5 protein-coding genes are annotated in these 18101 nt (G+C 63.9%); 1 reads left to right on the top strand and 4 read right to left on the bottom strand.

The annotated features are described in order from the left end of the window. Positions 1 to 2: 2 nt before the first annotated feature. Positions 3 to 1646 (top strand): chaperonin GroEL, encoded by a 1644-nt coding sequence (groL, locus tag VF522_RS06325; protein ID WP_330907385.1) that lies wholly within the window; start codon positions 3 to 5, stop codon positions 1644 to 1646. A gap of 181 nt (positions 1647 to 1827) precedes the next feature. On the opposite strand, the gene VF522_RS06320 is transcribed toward groL, so the two are convergent. From VF522_RS06320 to VF522_RS06305, 4 genes are all read right to left on the bottom strand, one after another. Next, complete coding sequence (locus VF522_RS06320; RefSeq protein ID WP_330907384.1) at positions 1828 to 2304, bottom strand: hypothetical protein; 477 nt, start codon at positions 2302 to 2304, stop codon at positions 1828 to 1830. Positions 2305 to 3538: 1234 nt separating this feature from the next. Then, positions 3539 to 3952 (bottom strand): Imm70 family immunity protein, encoded by a 414-nt coding sequence (locus tag VF522_RS06315; RefSeq protein WP_330907383.1) that lies wholly within the window; start codon positions 3950 to 3952, stop codon positions 3539 to 3541. 1 nt (position 3953) lies between these two features. Beyond that, a complete protein-coding gene (locus VF522_RS06310) occupies positions 3954 to 4205 on the bottom strand; it encodes a hypothetical protein (RefSeq protein ID WP_330907382.1) in 252 nt (83 codons plus the stop codon). A gap of 5 nt (positions 4206 to 4210) precedes the next feature. Continuing rightward, on the bottom strand, positions 4211 to 18034 hold the full coding sequence (locus VF522_RS06305; protein ID WP_330907381.1) for a LysM peptidoglycan-binding domain-containing protein: 13824 nt from the start codon (positions 18032 to 18034) through the stop codon (positions 4211 to 4213). Between the last annotated feature and the right edge of the window lie 67 nt (positions 18035 to 18101).

Raw genomic sequence — 18101 nt, 5'->3', positions numbered from 1 at the left:
ACATGGCTGCTAAAGACGTGGTTTTCGGCGCTGACGCGCGCCACCGCATGGTCGAAGGCGTGAACATCCTGGCCAACGCGGTCAAGGTCACGCTGGGCCCCAAGGGCCGCAACGTGGTGCTCGAGCGCTCCTTCGGCGCCCCCACCGTCACCAAGGACGGCGTGTCGGTCGCCAAGGAAATCGAGCTGAAGGACAAGCTCCAGAACATGGGCGCGCAGATGGTCAAGGAAGTCGCTTCCAAGACCTCCGACAACGCCGGTGACGGCACCACCACCGCCACCGTGCTGGCCCAGGCCATCGTTCGCGAAGGCATGAAGTACGTGGCCGCCGGCATGAACCCGATGGACCTGAAGCGCGGCATCGACAAGGCCGTGCTGGCCCTGACGGAGCAGCTGAAGAAGGCTTCCAAGCCCACGACGACCTCCAAGGAGATCGCCCAGGTCGGCTCCATCTCCGCCAACAGCGACGAGTCGATCGGCAAGATCATCGCCGACGCGATGGACAAGGTCGGCAAGGAAGGCGTGATCACCGTCGAGGACGGCAAGTCCCTCGACAACGAGCTGGATGTCGTGGAAGGCATGCAGTTCGACCGCGGCTACCTGAGCCCCTACTTCATCAACAACCCCGAGAAGCAGAGCGCCCTGCTGGACAACCCGTTCGTGCTGCTGTACGACAAGAAGGTTTCCAGCATCCGTGACCTGCTGCCCGTGCTGGAGCAAGTGGCCAAGGCTTCGCGCCCGCTGCTGATCATCGCGGAAGAAGTCGAAGGCGAAGCGCTGGCGACCCTGGTGGTCAACACCATCCGCGGCATCCTGAAGGTCGTGGCCGTCAAGGCTCCGGGCTTCGGCGACCGCCGCAAGGCCATGCTGGAAGACATCGCCATCCTGACCGGCGGCAAGGTGATTTCGGAAGAAGTCGGCCTGACGCTCGAGAAGGTGACGCTGGCCGACCTGGGCCAGGCCAAGCGCATCGAAGTGGGCAAGGAAAACACCACGATCATCGATGGCGCCGGCGCTGCTGGCGACATCGAGGCCCGCGTCAAGCAAGTGCGCGTGCAGATCGAGGAAGCCACGTCCGACTACGACCGTGAGAAGCTGCAAGAGCGCGTGGCCAAGCTGGCCGGCGGCGTTGCGGTGATCAAGGTCGGCGCCGCGACCGAAGTGGAAATGAAGGAAAAGAAGGCCCGCGTGGAAGACGCGCTGCACGCCACCCGCGCTGCCGTGGAAGAAGGCATCGTGGCCGGCGGCGGCGTGGCGCTGCTGCGTGCCCGCCAATCCGCTGGCACCATCAAGGGCGACAACGCCGACCAGGACGCCGGCATCAAGCTGGTGCTGAAGGCGGTGGAGTCCCCCCTGCGCGAGATCGTCGGCAACGCCGGCGGCGAGCCGAGCGTGGTGGTCAACGCCGTGCTGGGCGGCAAGGGCAACTACGGCTTCAACGCCGCCAACGACACCTACGGCGACATGATCGAGATGGGCATCCTCGATCCGACCAAGGTGACCCGCACCGCGCTGCAGAACGCCGCCTCCGTGGCGTCGCTGATGCTGACGACGGAAGCCATGGTGGCCGAGGCCCCCAAGGACGAGTCCCCCGCTCCTGGCGGCGGCATGGGCGGCATGGGTGGCATGGGCGGGATGGACATGTGATGTCCGCCTGAAGCCTTCCCTGCTTCAGAAACCAAAAAAAGCCCGCAGCGCAAGCCGCGGGCTTTTTCATTGCGGGCGAGAAAATTCCAGGCTGGCTACTGGTGCTACCGCTGCAGCTGTTCTGTTCGGTGTGTCTGATGTCTGCGACAGGCCCAATGTCAGCCGAGCGAACAGTCAGGCGCTAGCCTTGCTCTGCTGCCTGAGCGACACTTTCAACCAATTGCCAGTCCACGTCGTCGGGAGCACGCTCCAGAACCTTGAGACACTCCTGTTCAATGCCGGCATCAGGGCCATGGTGCGCTTGGAATCGCTTGGCGAACACGAGGATCCAGAAGTAGGCGTTATAGAACGCGATGGACTCAGACACGATATCAACGCCCAACTCGTCACGCAGCTCAGGATCGAGCAGAGCAACATAGCGAGCATACGCCAGCCTTGAGTCGACTTCCAAACTCCGCCAATTCACCGACGGCACCTTCGCCTCGAGGCGCCCAAGCAGCTTCGCGCTAATGGGCAGTTGCTTCTCAGGAATCAGAAGTTCAATCATTTCCTCACCGGTAGATGTGTCATCTGTAATTGGAATCGGCTTTGGCTGGCTTCCTAAAGAGAGCGCGCAGTTGAATTGCAGCCCGCTCAGACGATACCAGCCATTCCACATGCAGCTTGCTTGCGCTTGCGGCCTCCACCTGCCGAGTAGCCTCAGCGAGGATTTGCTGCTGCAGAAACGAAGGCTTGTCTTCGATGTAATGGATCGAGTTTTGGACTCGTAACTAATTTCCCATCCTGAACGTCTGTCCCGCGAGATTCTCGAACTGAACGTACCCACCTTTAGGGTGAGGCAAGAAGTAGCTCTCATTGCGCGCATTTACTTGAAGCTCGAACGCATCAACAGCCGGATCGATTTGCCGGACCCATTCACCCCAGTAGCCAGGAGGCGCAGGCCGGACGTTCACATCTCTGATACCCCACCGTATCGTTGTCGTGTACGTGCCAACTTCTGCTGATGCATCGCCTGCTACAGCCGCTTCTGCACGCGGTGCGGCCGCCCCATCGCTGGCAAAACCTGTCCCTCTTCCAAAAGCATTTATTAGCTTCGGCCCCCCAAAGTGCCCAGAATTTCTACCGTCAGGCCAAACGAAGGCGTGTCATACGTGGCCCGCAAGTCTGCTGGTTGTGGCAGACTGAATCCAAGGCCTCAATAGACGCTCGACCTTAAACCCGAAATCGGGTCTACCGTGTCGGCCAGTTGAAGCGTGTCGACCAACACGTTGTACCCGACTCTAGCCGTGTCTTTAGCCGCACTCCATGCGGTGCTGTTGTCGGGTGTAGTAGGCGCGAAAATCCCGTGCCACTCCAGTAATCCTTCAGACCCGTGGCAGCACGCTGTCCCAAGCTGTTGGTCACCGGTGCCCTCGGCCGGGCAGGACCTTGCGAGCCATTTGCCGCGAACTGCTGGTTAAGGATGTCGTCATCCGTATCCAGCAGGTGCGCCGGATCCCCACTTACCCCGCTGCGTCTCGCTCTCGAAGTCCTTCATGACCACTGGTTCCGCCGCCTGGGCACCACGGGTCAGGGCATTGCCCCAATCTCGAACCGTTGTCTTTAGTCCACGGCCGTCAGCAAGGCTGCCCACGGTGGCGCGCACGCTGGGCGTGTCGCTGGAGTAGTTGTTCGGGGAAGAAGCGCAAGCCTCACGCGAAGCGCGGGCCCGTTCCCAAGTGGCAGCAGCAAGTCGAAGCCATCTCCAAGCGGCCAAAGGCACGCCAGCGCTTTGTGAGCGAAGTGCTCGATACGGTGCTCGCGCAGCACTGAACGAACGAAGGGCCGCGATCAGCGGCCCTTGTCGTTTTACGTTCCCCGGTCCTTAGCGGCCAAGGGGTGGTGGAGCGCGCTCACTGGAACAGAATCGGTTGACCGACTTCAACGCTCTTTTGCGCCAGCTGTTTGAGCCTCTCGATCAGCGGCTCGCCGTCAACATCGAAGAAGCTGTCTGCGAGGGTCTCGGGCTTGATGCCAAACATTCCTGCGATTTCCTTCTTCCATGGTGAGTTGATTTCGACTGGCGGATACCGTCGCATTACTCCCTCGGCATGGCTCAACTCAGCCAGCAACGTCTTGGCCTCATCCCGGGTCCAGACCCCATCGCAATCAGAGTGACTGATCAACACAGGACACACCGTTGCGGGTTGGCCATTTTCAACGGTAGCAGTGACGGCATCTCGGAACACATTGAAGTCCGAGTACGAACCCACTTCAACGCCTTCCACTTCATCATCGCCATCGAACACGCAAAGATATAAACCCATTTCAGCTCCGCTCGATTTCCACGACTTGACCAGTGTCTCGCACGTAATCTCTCAGCGAGTCATGAACCCTCGCTTCCTTCGGTAATTCAATCACGAGCTTCTTCCCTCGACTCTGGGCCATGTACGCGAGCATCCGAATTTGGTAAGTCAGACGCAGTTCAGATACCTTCTTGATCAGGTAGACCTTGTCCGCTGTCTCGGCATCGGCTTTTGCTCCGCGAGGCGTTTGATGTTTGGTGTAGACGGTTCGCATGCGATTCAATGAGGTGTTGTGACCTTCACCCCCCAGAACTGCAGCCACTGGCGGAAGTCCGGGTTAACTGGGCGCGTAGTCTCAATCGTAAACGGCTTGTTGTCGATGGTTGCCTTGTAGGTCTCCAGCCTCAATTGATATGACGTGTTGAGCGGGCTCGAGCCGCCCTTGATTTCTAGGTAGCCAGTGATCGGATCGTTCCCATCAAAGATGATGCCCTTGTACTGGCCGCCCTTGGTTAGCTCCGGGTCGCCGACCATTGCCTTAAACGTCGTGCTCTGAACTTGCGCCTGGCTCGGCCTGAACACCGTTGTGTTCTTGTCCATGTTGAGTTGTTGGAGTCGCTGCTCTTCATGCAGCTGTCCAGCTCGCAACTGAACTGGTGAACTGGTGACCTCCTCCCCGTCAGCCGAGGCGAATGGTCTAAAGGCTGAGCGATTGGTGGTACCAGCATACCCGCTAACGGCTCCTGGCCCTAGACGCACAGAAGCATTTGAGCCGCCAAGGCCGCTCGCCGTAATCGCTTGCTCCATCGAACCTGGCCCGCCAACCGTTTCTTGGGGAGTGAGCAGGCCTTTTCCACCGGCTTCGGCGGCGCTTCGCAGAGCGCCAATAATGTTCAAGCGATCGTTTGTGTCGGTGGTGAACTGCAGCGCCGCAGCCAGCTCCGCTCTGGTGGCGAACACATCGCCTCGAGTGAGGTTTTTATCCCACGGCATGCGATTCGCTTTGTCGATCAACCTGCGCACATGCGTCGCATCACTAGCGATGTCGGAGCCGTTTCGATAGTTGTGCGAACTCGAAGTCGTTGGTCCAGACATTCCAGTGAGCTTGTCCCCACCCGCAACGAGCACCTCATCAGGATCAACCTGTCGCGGTAGTTCCCGGTCATCATTCATGAAGCCGACTAGGGCTTCGTAGGTGTCCTTTAGGTATGGATTCGCAAAGCTCGAGGCGCTCCGTGTCGGCAGGTTCATCGGGTTCATCTGCTGCAGACGAGCGGCGTGATCGTCCGAGAACGATCCGCCATCCGACGGTGAGTTCGCCGCGTCCACCAAGCCTTGTCCCAACGCATTGCCAAACGCATCAGTGGCGATCTGTTTGATCGCTACCTTACCGCCGCGTGCCGCCGCGGCGGTAACACCGGCAGTCAATCCAGCGACAGTGCTCCGCAAGGCCGTGCCCGCTTCTCTCCCAAGCTCGTGGAACATTGCTGGCCGAACCAAATTGCCAGCGGCATCCGTCTGGGGACCAAGTGCTTGGCCCACGGCATGTCCGACAGCCGCGCCCAGGCCGGAAGCTGCGACGCCGCGCCAATCGAACCGATCTTGAAGTCCAACGGCTACGCCAATCCCTTGAGTAATCGCGTTGCCGGCCATCGCGCGCGCGACAACTTGCCCAATACTAGGATTGGCCGCGGCGGCCGAGGGAGCCGCAAATGTGGCACCTATGCCAGCAGTCGCACCAGCACTGATTGCTGATAGTCCTACGCTTTTCCAACTGAATTTGTCTATTGCGCCGACCGCCAGACCGACGGCCTGCGACGCAATCGATCCAACCGCGGCCCCAATTGCAGAGCCTACAACCGATGCAACAGAGGCACTTGCAACTCCTGCCCCGATCGTTACACCAGCAGCAGAACCGCCGCCAAGCGCTGCAAGACCAGTGCTAAACACGGACGCTCCGGGCGCAACGGTTCCCAGCAGTTGGGCTGCTGCACCGGCGGTGTAGATCGTCACGATGATCGCCACAATCACCATCAACAACTGCCCCGCCCCACCACACCCCTCCTTCGCCGGCATCGGCAGATTCGGCGTCAGATCCCCCGTGATCCTGCTCGGGTCGTACGGCTTGAACGTCGAGTTGTTGTTGTGGATCGTCGAGACGCGGTTCGGGATGTTCAGCGTCTGGCCGACCTTCAGGTCGGTGCTGGTCATCACGCCGTTCGCCTCTGCGATGCGGTACCACAAGGCGCTGTCGCCATAGGCCGATTGCGCGATGCTTTGCAGCGTGTCGCCAGGCCGGGCGATGTACGTTCCGGGACTCGCGTTCGGATAGGCGCCGGTGATCGGTGCGTAGCCGAAATCGAAGTCGACGAGGTTGGCGAAGTTGGGGTAGTTGTTGACGCGCGGCTCTTTCGTGTCCACGCCCACGCCGTAGATGCCGAGCACCTCGCCATTGACGATCAGCTGACGCTGCACGTTGCCGCCCTGGTTGACGTAAAGCGCACGTCCTGAGGCGTCATTCACAAACTCCCGGTCGTTCGCGTCGTACGTCGTGTCGTCGACGGAAGTCAGATACCCGTTTTCGTCAAACTTCTGGGTGACCCATCCGGGGTCCATCAGCATGGATGTACCGCGCGTGATTTCCGCCTGGTGGCCTTCGAATCGCTTGAACTTCGTGGTCTCGTACCTGGTGGCGGTGTTCGACTTCGCATCCCGCACCACGTAACCCTTGACGTTGCCGACTTCGTCGTATCCCGGAGCAATGAGGCCCATGCCGGTTTCATTGGGATCCCAGCTGACCTGGACCTTCAAGGAGCCGTCGCTGTTGAAGACGTCCTGATGGAGGAGGCGCCCGTTCCTGTCGTACCGGTTACGCGTCTGTTCCAGTCCGTCGGACTTTCCTTGCGCAAGTCCGGCCTGGACCACCGCACGGTAGTTCGGGGGCAAGGATGCCGGTCCCGAAGACAGGAGCCGGTCCGCGGCGTCGTACCGGCGATGGTCTACCTGCACGCCATCCTTGACGACGGACCAGAGACGATTCGCGGCGTCGTAGCGGTACTCCTCGACGCTGCGGAATTTTCCCTTTTCGTACGCGTACGACGTCTCCTGGATCGCCGTTCCGTCGGATCTGAAGTCGCTGATGGGAGAGAGTCCGGAGGTAGGCCGAACGGTTTCCCTCCACGCGGTGTCGGTCTTCCGGTTGCCGTTACGGTCGTACGTGATGACGTGGCCGCGGTCCGGGCCGATCGTCCCGTTCGCGTCGTAAGCGTCGACGACCGTCTGGCGGTTCATCTTGTCGTGGAGGAAGAACTTCTCGACGCTCTGCTCCTGCGTCGCTCCGCCCACGCCGGCATAGCCAACGTAGCTTCCGACGAAGATGCGGTTCCCCACGCGGTCGTACTTCATCTGGATGTCGGCTCGAGCATCCGACACCCGCCGCAAATTCCCGATCGCGTCATATGCGAGGTGGTTGTCCTGGTAGGCGAGACCTTTCTGCATGACGCGCTCGCGGATCCTGCGGCCCGCCTCGTCGTACATGTAGGTCGAGACCTGTCCCAGCGCAGCGTCCGTGATCTGCGTCAGTTGCCCCGCCGCGTCGTACCCGTACTGGAGGTCCTGATTCCGGGTGTTGGTCTGCCGGATCAACTGCCGGGCGTTGTCATGGGTGTACGCGTAGCGCGCGCCGCCCAGATCGGTATGGTCCGTGAGCTGCCCGAAGTAGTCATAGGTCCAGTAGCTGACGAACAGATTGGCGTCCACCTCGCCGATCTTGCGTCCCTGGGCATCGAAGGCCGAGCGTGTCGTCTTGCCCATCGGCTGCTTCGTTTCGACGATGTTGCCGCGCAGGTCGTAGGTGTACGTCAGCGTCTCGCCGTTCCCGTTCGTGGACGAGATCCTTTGTCCGAGCTGGTCGTACTTCCACGTGTCCTTGACCGAAACGGTGAACGACAGGGCCTGGACGTCGTTGCCGACGTTGGAGTAAACGGGCAGCGGCCCCTTGTCGACCTCGAGCAGGTTGCCCATGGCGTCATGGCGGAAACCCACCGCGTGCCCCTCGGCATCGACCGTGCGCGTACGCCGTCCCAAGGCGTCGTAGGTGTACGTGACGACGCCGGTGTCGGCATGCAACTCCTGTACGAGATTCCCTGCGGCGTCGAACGCCTGGCCGTTCACGTTGCCGTTCGCATCGCGCACAGCAACCTGCCGTCCCAGTGCGTCGAAGTAGATTTCGGTAACGGGCGCGCCGAGGTCGGATGCCTGCGGCTGCACCTGCTTGATCATCTGGTTGTTGGCGTTGTACCGGTAGGTCGTGACCCACTTTTCCGAACGGGGATCCGTGATGCTCACGACGTTGCCCCAGCGGTCCGTGTTCTGCTTCACGACTGGCCGGAACCAGCGGTTGCCGGTGTACTGGCCTGGCGCCTGCGTCAGGGTCGCGCCTTCGATGGTGCTCACCGCAGCCGACGCCGTCGGCGTCGTCACACTGAAGGAGTAGGTGGTGGGAACCTCCTGCGTCCAATAGCCGGGCGTGTAGGGCGGCGTCGTGACGGTCAGGGTGCGGGCGCCCGTCGATGTCGCGGTATACGTGGCCGTCGCAAGCTTCGGGTGCAACGTATTGGTCGCGTAGAGCTCGATGTACCAGGTTCCGAGGCCGAGGGACTGGAGCCACGCATGCTGCTGACCCGAGTAGGCGCCGGAGAACACCAGGCTCTCCTGGTCGTAATTTTCGATCGCCAGCGTGACCCAGGTCGAACCGTTGTACGCCCGCGCGAGATTCGCATTGCACGCATCCCACGACAGCATCACGTCCGGGGGAGGCGGGCGGAGCAAGGAGGAGAATTCCGTCGAGGTGTCGTACAACGTGAGATACAGCCCGGTGATATTCGGCGTCCCGGAAGGCGGCACGTAGTACGAGGGCTGCCCCGCGACCACGCTGAAGGTGCCCGTTGCGTGATGCGTCGGTACGCCCTGCCCGCCAGTGCTCCAGAGCAGTTCGAACTCGTAAGTGCCAGCCGCCAGCACTGAACAATCCACGCCGTCCCTCGTGCCACTGGCGAAAACCTGCACTGCGAGGCTGCCCCAGGCCTGGCTGCTGCCAGCGGGCCGGTAGCGCAACACCTGTCCGGTCGAGATGCCCTGATGCGCCCAATTCAAGACGCCGGCTTTCTCGACCCGGTAATCCCCCATGGATCGGTTGAAGGTGAGCGGCGTCGTGATCGCCGCCAGCGGCGGCATGGAGATGGATACCGTTCCCGAGGCGACGAGGCGTCCCTTGTTGGCATCCATGAGCGGATCCAGTCGCGGATCGACGACGACCGCCCTGTACTCGAAGTTGCCGATGCCGAGTCCAGTGGCGTCGTACCGGTGCGAGAGTCCGAAGTCAGGCAAGGTCGAAGCGGGCACCGAGCTCCAGGTGCTCGCGCCCACGGGCCGCGTCTGCAATACCAGGACCAAGGCCGGGTCCGCGGGCGCACCCACGATCAATTCGTTCGCCCCGTATCCCGGCGCCTGGTCGAGGACGACCGTCCAACCTTTTTCCACGTTGCGTTTCTGGACGCGCACCCGGGTGACCTGCCCGATGCCTCCGTCATCCGGCGAGGTTGCCGTTTCCGCCCACGAGAACGTGCCGCCGCGGGCGTAGGCATCGCCGTTGAGGAGCGCCGTCTGGTACGTGCGCGTCACGCCGCCCGTGTAGGTAACGGGCTCGAACATGAAAAGCTCGTCGTTGAACCCTCCTCCGTGCTGGACACTGGGCGTCTTGTATTCGATGGTGACCATCAGGTCACCGCTGCCCAGGATGGAGAGGTCGTTCCAGCCCAGGGTGACCTGGTTCGTTCCAAGCCACGTCTCGACGGACACCAGGTCGCCGACCGGCGTGGCGCTCTGGAAGGCGTGGGTGACCAACTGCCGCTGGACCAACACGCTGCCCTGCGTCTGGGGCCGGATGGCTTCGGTCCGGCCGGTGACGTGGCCGAGGGCGTCGTAGGTCGTGTCGACCCTGCGCGTATTGGCATCGCTCGCGGCGAGCTGCGCGTTGGAATAGTTCTTGATGTCCTGGTTGAAGCCACCGGACCCGGAGCTGCGGATCTCGGACGTGACGTTGCCCTGCAGGTCGTAGAGCCGGATCTTGTCGACGCCGTCTCCGCTGTTCGTTCGCCACAGGCGACCTGCCGTGTCGTACTCGAAATACTCCGGCTCGCCTCGCGTACCTCTCCGAGTGATCTCGCCGAACGCGTTGAACTGCTGCGTCGAGTACACCAGCCCGGCCTCGGCTTGCGAGAGGACGTTCACCCCCGAGCCGCTAGCGTTGGCGAGGGAGCCCGACCACTTGGTCAGCCATGTCGTTCCCGAGAGCTGGTAGATCCGGATGCATGTGACCTTGTCGGTGGCCACGTGCCAGGTGACTTCCGCGCCGCCAGCCGCCGCAGACGCGGACAGGTCCTTGGTCGCAGTGGCGATGTGCGCGTCCTGCGTCTTGAGGCCGCCTTCCGCGTCGTACCCCTCCATCGCCAACGTCAGGTAATCGACCTCCACGCGCACGGTTCCGCCCTGCACGTCGACGATGTCGGACCACTCCAGGAGCATCCTGTAATCAATCGGGGACGACGTCATGAGCGGATTCGGATCCGGCGTGTAGGTCGCCTTCACCCCTCCCTGCACGAGCGTCGTCGACGCCGGAGTGCGGGTTTCGACCAAGTGACCGACTGCGTCGTAGACGTTCACCTCGAAGCGAGTGCGCGTCTGGTTGTCGCCGCCAGTCACGCCCCGCCAGCTCTTGGCGAGATTGCCGTACGCGTCGTAGGAGGAAAACGCCAGGTTGCCGTTGGCATCCTGGACTTCGAGCACACGACCCAAGGCGTCGAAGCGGGTGATGGTCTGCCGGTCGGCATCGACCCGCGCCGGCTCGATGGGAGCGGTCGCGGTCGGCGTCGCGGGCGTCGCGTACTCGACCCTGGCGATCTCGTTGCCGTACGCATCGCGCCTGAACACGGTCAACGACTTGGTCGCTCCGGAGAACGGCGTGGCCACCGCCTGGATGCGCCCCAGCGCGTCGTAGTAGGTCCACGTTGCCTGACCGGTGGCGTCGACCACTTGCGTCTGGTTGCCGACGAAGTCATAGGCATAGGTGGTCGTGAGGTCGCCCCAGGCGCTCGATCCGTTGGCCGCGGTGCTGTACTGGACGCGCACCCGCGTTTCCTTGGTCTTCTGGTTGAGCGCGTCATAGGTGAACGTGGTCGTGCGATCCTCATCCACCGCCGCGGGCGCGTTGCCATAGGAGGCAAGCGTCCAGGAAGCGGCCGGCAAGGCCGTTGCGTACTCCTTGACCTTCGCCAGGTTGCCGAAGCGGTCGTACTCGCGGGTGGTCAGGAATCCCGCGGCGTCGACCACGGCCTTTTCCTGTCCGAGCTGGTCGAAGTAGTGGGTCGTCGCGTACCAGGACGCGCCGGTGTTGTTCCTCACCTTGCCGACCTGGACGAGGTCGCCAAAAGCGTTGTAGGTGTTGCGCGTACGGGCCGCCGCAAGGAAGCCCTGCGTAGGGAGGGTGGCATCGAAGACGAACTGCTCGGGCTGGATCGTCTCCACGAGCCGGCCGAGCCGGTCGTAAGTGCTCGTCACGGTACGGTCGCCGGCGTGGCTGAAGGTCGCCCCGCCGAGCAAGGCCGCCACCTCGGATTTGGCAACAGCCTGCGAGGCCGTCGATACCGAGCGTGACGCGAGGGTCGTCCTGCTTGCGTAGCGCGTCAACGTCAATGCGTCGCCGAAGGCGTTGTAGCCGTAGCCGGTCACGTAGCCGAGCGCATCGATCTCGTAGACGACCCGCCCGGCCAGGTCATAGGCCTTCTGGGTGAGCGCGCCACCCACGTCGCGGTTCGCCACCGCATTGCCGAAGGTGTCGTAGTAGGTTCGCGTTTCCAGCGACTTCAACGTGTCGAAGCGAGGATGCACCCCCAGTTCGTATTTCGTGAAGTCGTCCGCGGTGGCGTCGTAGACACCAACCGGCGGGAACCGAACCCGGGTCTGCCTGCCCGCCGCGTCGTATTCGTAGACGGTGGAGCGCTGTTCGGGCCGCCCCGAGGCTTCCACCCGCTCGAGAAGGTTGCCGAGGGCGTCGTAACGCATGGTGGTGTCGATGCGCGCGCCCGGCGACGGCGTCGTCGTGAGCGTGAGGGTCGAGCCATCGAAAGCGGAATTCGTGAGGTCCACCTCGGGCGAAGTTTCCTTCACCAGCCTGCCCGCCGCGTCCCTGACGTAGGTCCAGGTCGCACCCTTCTTGTTCACGAAGGTGAGTTGATTCCCGTTCCCGTCATAGGTCCACGATTCGGTGTAGTTCAAGGCGTCGGTGGTGCTCGTGCAGTTGCCCGCCGCGTCATGCGCGTGCTTCTCCCACCGATCGGTCGCGCTCTCCAGCAGCGCGTCGAGTGCCGTCATCGTCGCCGCAACACCTGGCGCCAGTTCCTGCTCGAAGCGGCGCGTCTCGAGCAGGCGGCCCGCGCCGTCGTACCGGTTGCGGGACACCCTGTTCAGGGCGTCGACCTCGTAGGCCCGTCGCCCCGCGGCGTCATAGGCATAGCGGGTGCTTCGGTCCGCCGCCAGATCGGCCTTCACGAAAGGGAGCAATGAATCGATGCTGGTGATCGAAGGCAGCTCGGAGACCTTCACCGGCGTTGCATAGGCCGTGCGCTTCACGACGTTTCCCGCGCCGTCATACACGCTCTCGACGGCAGCGCCCTCTGCGCCGATGAACAGCACTTCCCGGCCGGCCGCGTCGAAGGCGTGACGCATGGACCGGTCTTGAGCGGAGTCTGGCTTGAGCAAGCCTCGCACCGCAGCTTCCGCCGTCGCGGCCTTCATGTCGGGCAGTGACAAGATCGGCGCGGAATAGGCGAGCTCCCGCACGACCCGGCCTTCGCCATCGCGAACCTGTTCGACGACGGCATTGGTTGGGTCGATCCTGAAAGTGAGGCGACTCGCGCGGTCGTAGGCATAGGAGGTGACCCGGTCGCGACCGGTCGTCGGCATCGCCGCGGCGTCCCCGTTGGCGGGGAGCGTCGTCCAGTAGGCGATCACCTGCGCGAGGTTTTCGCCGGAGTAGATGCGTTTCCGCACCGCGCCCGTTCCATCCGTGGTCGTCACCAGCCGGTTGCCGGCGTCGTAGGTGTTCCGCTCGACGGCGTCGACATCCGCATTGGCGAGCGCGGGCAGAGCGGCAAGGATCGCGGACTCGGCCAAGGCCACCTCGGGCGGCAGCGTCTTCGCATAGGCGCGCCGTTCCACGACATTGCCGTTGTTGTCGTACCTGTACGAAACGACGGCCCTCGTACCGTCCACGGTGTAGCTCACACGATTCAGGGCGTCGTAGAGCGAAGTCACACGCTGATCGCGCGCGTCGTCGGCCACGACGGCAGGCAGCGTACCGCGCACCCAGGTGACGAGGTCGATGCGGTTGGCGTAGCTGACGCGGCTGATGACGTTCCCGTTGGCATCGCGGGTGTAGCGGGAGACGTCACCCACGCCATTCACCGTGGCGGCCAGTCGTCCGTCCTTGTCGTAGACGCTGTGCTCGACCCTGTCCGCCGGATCGGCAATGACGAGCGCCTGGACCTGGGGCGCCGTCGGACTGGCGCCGAGCGCGCCCGGAGCGATCCTCTTGACAAAGGACGTGGCGCGGACGAGGCGTCCCACCGCGTCATAGGCTTCCTGCCGCACCTCGCCCAACGCGTTCACCGTGTACACGCGACGATCGCGGCCGTCGTAGACGTATCTGGTGACCTGGCCGTTGGCATCCGTGCTGGACGTCACGTTGCCTTTTCTGTCGTACGCCCAGGCGCGCACCAGGTTCAGCTTTCCCGGATCGACGGTCTCCTGCTTGCGCCGTCCCAGGGCGTCGTAGGCGTAGCGCGTCACCGTGCCACTGGGCGTGGTGACCGTCAGGGTGTTGTCGCGCCCGTCGTAGCTGTAGACGGTCTGCAGCTTCAGGCCCGCCGGATCGACGGTCTGCCTCCACACGCGGCCCTTCAGGTCGTACTCGATGGCGGTGACCCCCTGGTTGGGATCGGTGATCACGACGCGCTGTCCCTTGGCGTCGTAACCGTAGGTCGTCTTCAGATCGAGCCCGCCGGGATCCAGCGTCCGGGTGAGGACGCGGCTGGCCGCATCGTAGGTATAAGCGACCTTCTTTCCGTTCGCGTCCCAGGCCTCCATCAGGCGTCCGGAGCTGTCATGGACGTTGGTCGTCGTCGCGCCCGTCGGCGCCGTCGTGGTCCGCAGGCGCCCATTTGCGTCATACACGTACGTTGTCGTCTGCCCCTTGCCATCCGTGACGCCCTGGACCTCGCCGTGACGGTTGTACGTGGTGGTCGTGACGATGCCCTCCGGCGTGGTCACCTTCATCGTGCGCGCGGACTTGTCGTATACGTACCTCGTGATGTTCCCGGCCTCGTCCGTGCTCGTGAGCACGCGGGAGAACGCGTCGAAGGTGCTGACCCGCTTCGAGAACAGGGGAGCCAGCAAGGTGACGACGCGGCCCAGCCTGTCGTACGTGCGCACGGTTTCGTAGCCATTCGCGTCCACGCTGCGCGTGACGCGTCCGAACGCGTCGTACACCGCCGTGGCGACGGCATTGATCTGCGCTTCGTCGGCCGCTGTTTTCGTGCGTAGCCCGCGCCGGTCCACCGTGTAGGTCTCCAGCAGGTTGGTCTCGACGTCGGTCAGCTTGCGGCCGATCTCGTCCCCGAAGGCGTTGAACGTGGAGGATGCGACCGTTCCAACGGCATCCGTGGTGCTCGCGAACTGCCCGTCGCGCGTGTAGGCGAAGGTCGTCCGGCTGTCGCGGGTCGCGTCTGCGATGGCCGCGAGCGCGGTGGTGAGCGTCGACGGAACGAGGCCGCCGGCCAGTCCCGCGAGGGAGACGGGCGTGCCGTACGCTATGCGCTCCACCGCCCTGCCTCGCGCGTCGTAGCGCGTCTCCTCCACCTCGCCGAGCGCGTTCACCCGGTGCGTCAGCGCGCCATCGGCGTCGTAGAAAAAGAGCCTGCGCTGGCCGGCCGGGTCCGTGCTGGAGGTGCGGCGGCCGGCGGCATCGTAGGTGTGGGACGTCCCGTACTGCATCCAGATCGCATCGACCTGCGCCTGCGTTTGGCCGCCGGTGAGTTTCGACGCACCCTCGGCGGAGAGCTCCGCGACGAGGCGGCCCTGTACGTCGTAGCGCGCCAGCAGCGTGCGGACTTCCGTGGTCCCCAGGGCCTTCTCGGTGGACACCAGGTTGCCGGCGGCATCGTAGGTGTGGTTCGTGACCGTGCCCTCGGGGTTGGTTTCCTGCAGCAGGCGTCCGAGGAGGTCGTAGGCGCGGGTCGTCACGTGGTCCTGCTGCGGCGCGGCAGGCCGGATCGCGGCAACCGTCGTGGATGGACTCACAGGCAGTCCGATGCGGGTCACGTACTTGATCGAGCGGGCAACCAGGCCGTTCACGTCGTAGACGTTCTCGGTCAGGTAGCCCATGCCGTCGATTTGCGCGGTCACCTGTCCCTTCGCGTCGTAGAGCGTGACTTCCCGTATGTCGCCGCCCGAGTTGGCGGCAGGTTGCAACTGCGCCAGGGTCCCGGACGCCCGCAGCGCGGCGTCCGTCGCATTGGCGTAGGCGATGCGTTCGCTCAATTGCCCGGCCGGGGTGTACTTGAGGACCGTCAGGTAGCCTTCCGCGTCGAGCGTGCCGGCCAGGCGGCCGTCAGCGTCGTAGAAGTTGCGCGTCGAGCGATCCTGCGCCGAAGCGGCCGGCGAGGGCACGCCGCCCGCCACAGGGCTGCCTGTGCTTCCGTCCGTGGGAATCGTGTTCGCGTAACGCATCACCTGCACGACCCTGGAAGCGCCGTCGTAGCGCGTCTCCGTCACGGCCGCACGCCCGTCGGTGCCGACTTGCTCCGCCACGCGCACGAGTCGTCCTGCCGCGTCGTACTCCCGCCAGCTCGTCTGGTCCGCGGGACTGGTCGCCGGTCGGATCATGGCCAGGTCGACGGACAGCACCGGATTGCCCGCGACGTCCACGAGTGCGGCCGTGGAGACCGCATTGCCTCGCTGCACTGTGGAGACGAGCCGTTCCGAGCGGTCGTACACGTATTCCGTGAACGTGCCGTTGCCGTCGATGTCGGCCAGCTTGAGGCCGTTGTCCTGGTAGAGGATCCAGCTGCGGACGCCCGTCGGATCCTGCGTCATGCGCAAACGGTTCGCCACGTCGTAGAAGTACTTCGTCTCGCCCAGCGCCACACCGGCCGTGGAGGACTCGGACACGGAGAACAGGCGGCCGGCGGCGTCGAAGCTTTGTGTGGTGACGCGGCCGCCGACAAGCGTGACCGCCGTCTTCCTGGCGGCGTCGTCGTACGCAGTAACCGTGGTTCGACCGAGTGGATCGGTACTGGTCAGGACGCGATCGAGCCCATCGTAGGTGTAGGTGGTGGAACCGTTGCCCGGCGAAATGGCCTGCAGCAGGCGACCCGCCTGGTCGTACACGAACTGCGCGATGGATCGGCCTGCGTCCGCGATGCCGTCGCCGGTCGTTGCCGACACATTCGCGTACGTGGTACGGGTCTGGAGTTGCCCCCGGGCGTCGTAGGCGAAGTCCGCCCGTTGCGTTGCACCGAGGTTCTGCGTTGCCCTCCACGCGGCGAGGTCCGCTTCCGCCAGCGCCGCTTGCGGCGCCAGCCCGGACACGGGATAGAGGCCGCTCGCATACGTGATCGTGGCCGCCCGCTCGCCGAATCCGTTGTAGCGGTGTTCCGTCACGTTGCCTTCCGCGCTCACCACGAAACGCAGGCGGTATCCGGTCGCGTCGTAAACGTAGCGTGTGGTCTGCGGCGATGCGGGCTGCGCGACACCCGCACCGTCCGGGTCTGGAAGCAGATACACCGCCTCGGCCAGCAGCTGGTTCCGGCTGTCGAACGTCCTCGTGACCGTGTTGCCCGCCTGGTCGCGCTGCAGCACCTGGTTGCCCTGTCCGTCGTACTCGAAGACGACGATGCGGCCCTCGCCATCGGTCACGGACAGGACATCGCCGTTGGCGGCGTAGCTGAACTGGCGCGTGGCACTGGCTCCGGCCACCGGCGGGGCGACGATGCGCGTGAGCTGCTTCGACGCGTCGAATTCGTACCGCGTGGTCAGTCCGAGGGCATCGGTGACGGTGGCATAGCCATCGCCGTAGGCGAAGTTGGTGGTCTGGTTGATCGCGTCGCGGATAGCCGCGACCTTGTAGTTGCCTCCCCCGATGTCCACATAGACGATGGCCAGTGACGTGCCGTCGCCTTGCGTGATGCTGGCGACCCGCGTGCTCGTGCCGTCGTAGGTGTAGCGGGTCTGGTAGGTTTTCCCATCGTCGATGCTGTTGTCCGCGGGAGTGAGGTCGACCGTGACCGTCTCGAGGCGATTGTTCGCGTCGTAGCCGTAGCGAACCCGTGTGGCCGTAGCGCCGCTCGTCACCGTGCGCACTTGCGCAAGGTTGTTGCCGGTGTAGTCGTAGAAGACGGTTTCGCCCGACGCCGTCGACACGGAAGCCAGCAGGCCGGACGCCGAGTAGGTATAGGTCAGCGTGTTGCCGCTCGTGTCCTCGCGGGACAGGATGCGAAAGGCGCCGCTCGCTTCGTACCGCTCGGACACGCCCGTCGTGCCGTCGCGGTACTCGAACTGATCTCCCCCGGCGATGGAGGCGATCGTGTCGAACGCGCCCGCGCCTTCCCCGGAGACATACAGTCCGCGGCTGCTGTCATAGGCGAACGCCGCCGCACTGCCGTCCCTGTCGTACCGGTACAGCGTGCTGCCGGACGCATTGACCGGGCCGACCAGCTTCAAAGCGAGCTGGTCCGCCCGCCACTGGTCGCCGTTGTCGTCGGCCAGCGCGCCGCTGCTGTTGTACGTCCGCAGGACCGACTGGTCGGCACCGCGCGCGGCGAGGTAGTCGTCCTGGTTCTGGATGACCAGCGCGCCGGTGGAGACGTTGACGAACACGGACTGGCCGTTCCTGCCTTCGGACGCATTGCCGGTGACGCCGGCCTGTCCGAGCACCGCGCGTGAGCCGAGCTCGAGACCCGCCCTGAGGCCGCTGACGATCGCTACCATGTCTTGACTCTGTGGTGGAGTTGAGGGGCCGCGGCATCACCGAGGTGAGCCTCCGTCCCCACTACAT

The sequence above is a fragment of the Ramlibacter sp. genome (genome assembly GCF_036383835.1).
GTDB lineage: Bacteria > Pseudomonadota > Gammaproteobacteria > Burkholderiales > Burkholderiaceae_C > Ramlibacter.
This window is presented reverse-complemented; position numbering and strand designations above follow the sequence as displayed.

Coding starts and splice junctions, on each gene's coding strand:
- VF522_RS06320 (WP_330907384.1), bottom strand. CDS start 2,304: ATGTGGAATGGCTGGTATCGTCTGAGCGGGCTGCAATTCAACTGCGCG.
- groL (WP_330907385.1), top strand. CDS start 3: ATGGCTGCTAAAGACGTGGTTTTCGGCGCTGACGCGCGCCACCGCATG.
- VF522_RS06310 (WP_330907382.1), bottom strand. CDS start 4,205: ATGCGAACCGTCTACACCAAACATCAAACGCCTCGCGGAGCAAAAGCC.
- VF522_RS06315 (WP_330907383.1), bottom strand. CDS start 3,952: ATGGGTTTATATCTTTGCGTGTTCGATGGCGATGATGAAGTGGAAGGC.
- VF522_RS06305 (WP_330907381.1), bottom strand. CDS start 18,034: ATGGTAGCGATCGTCAGCGGCCTCAGGGCGGGTCTCGAGCTCGGCTCA.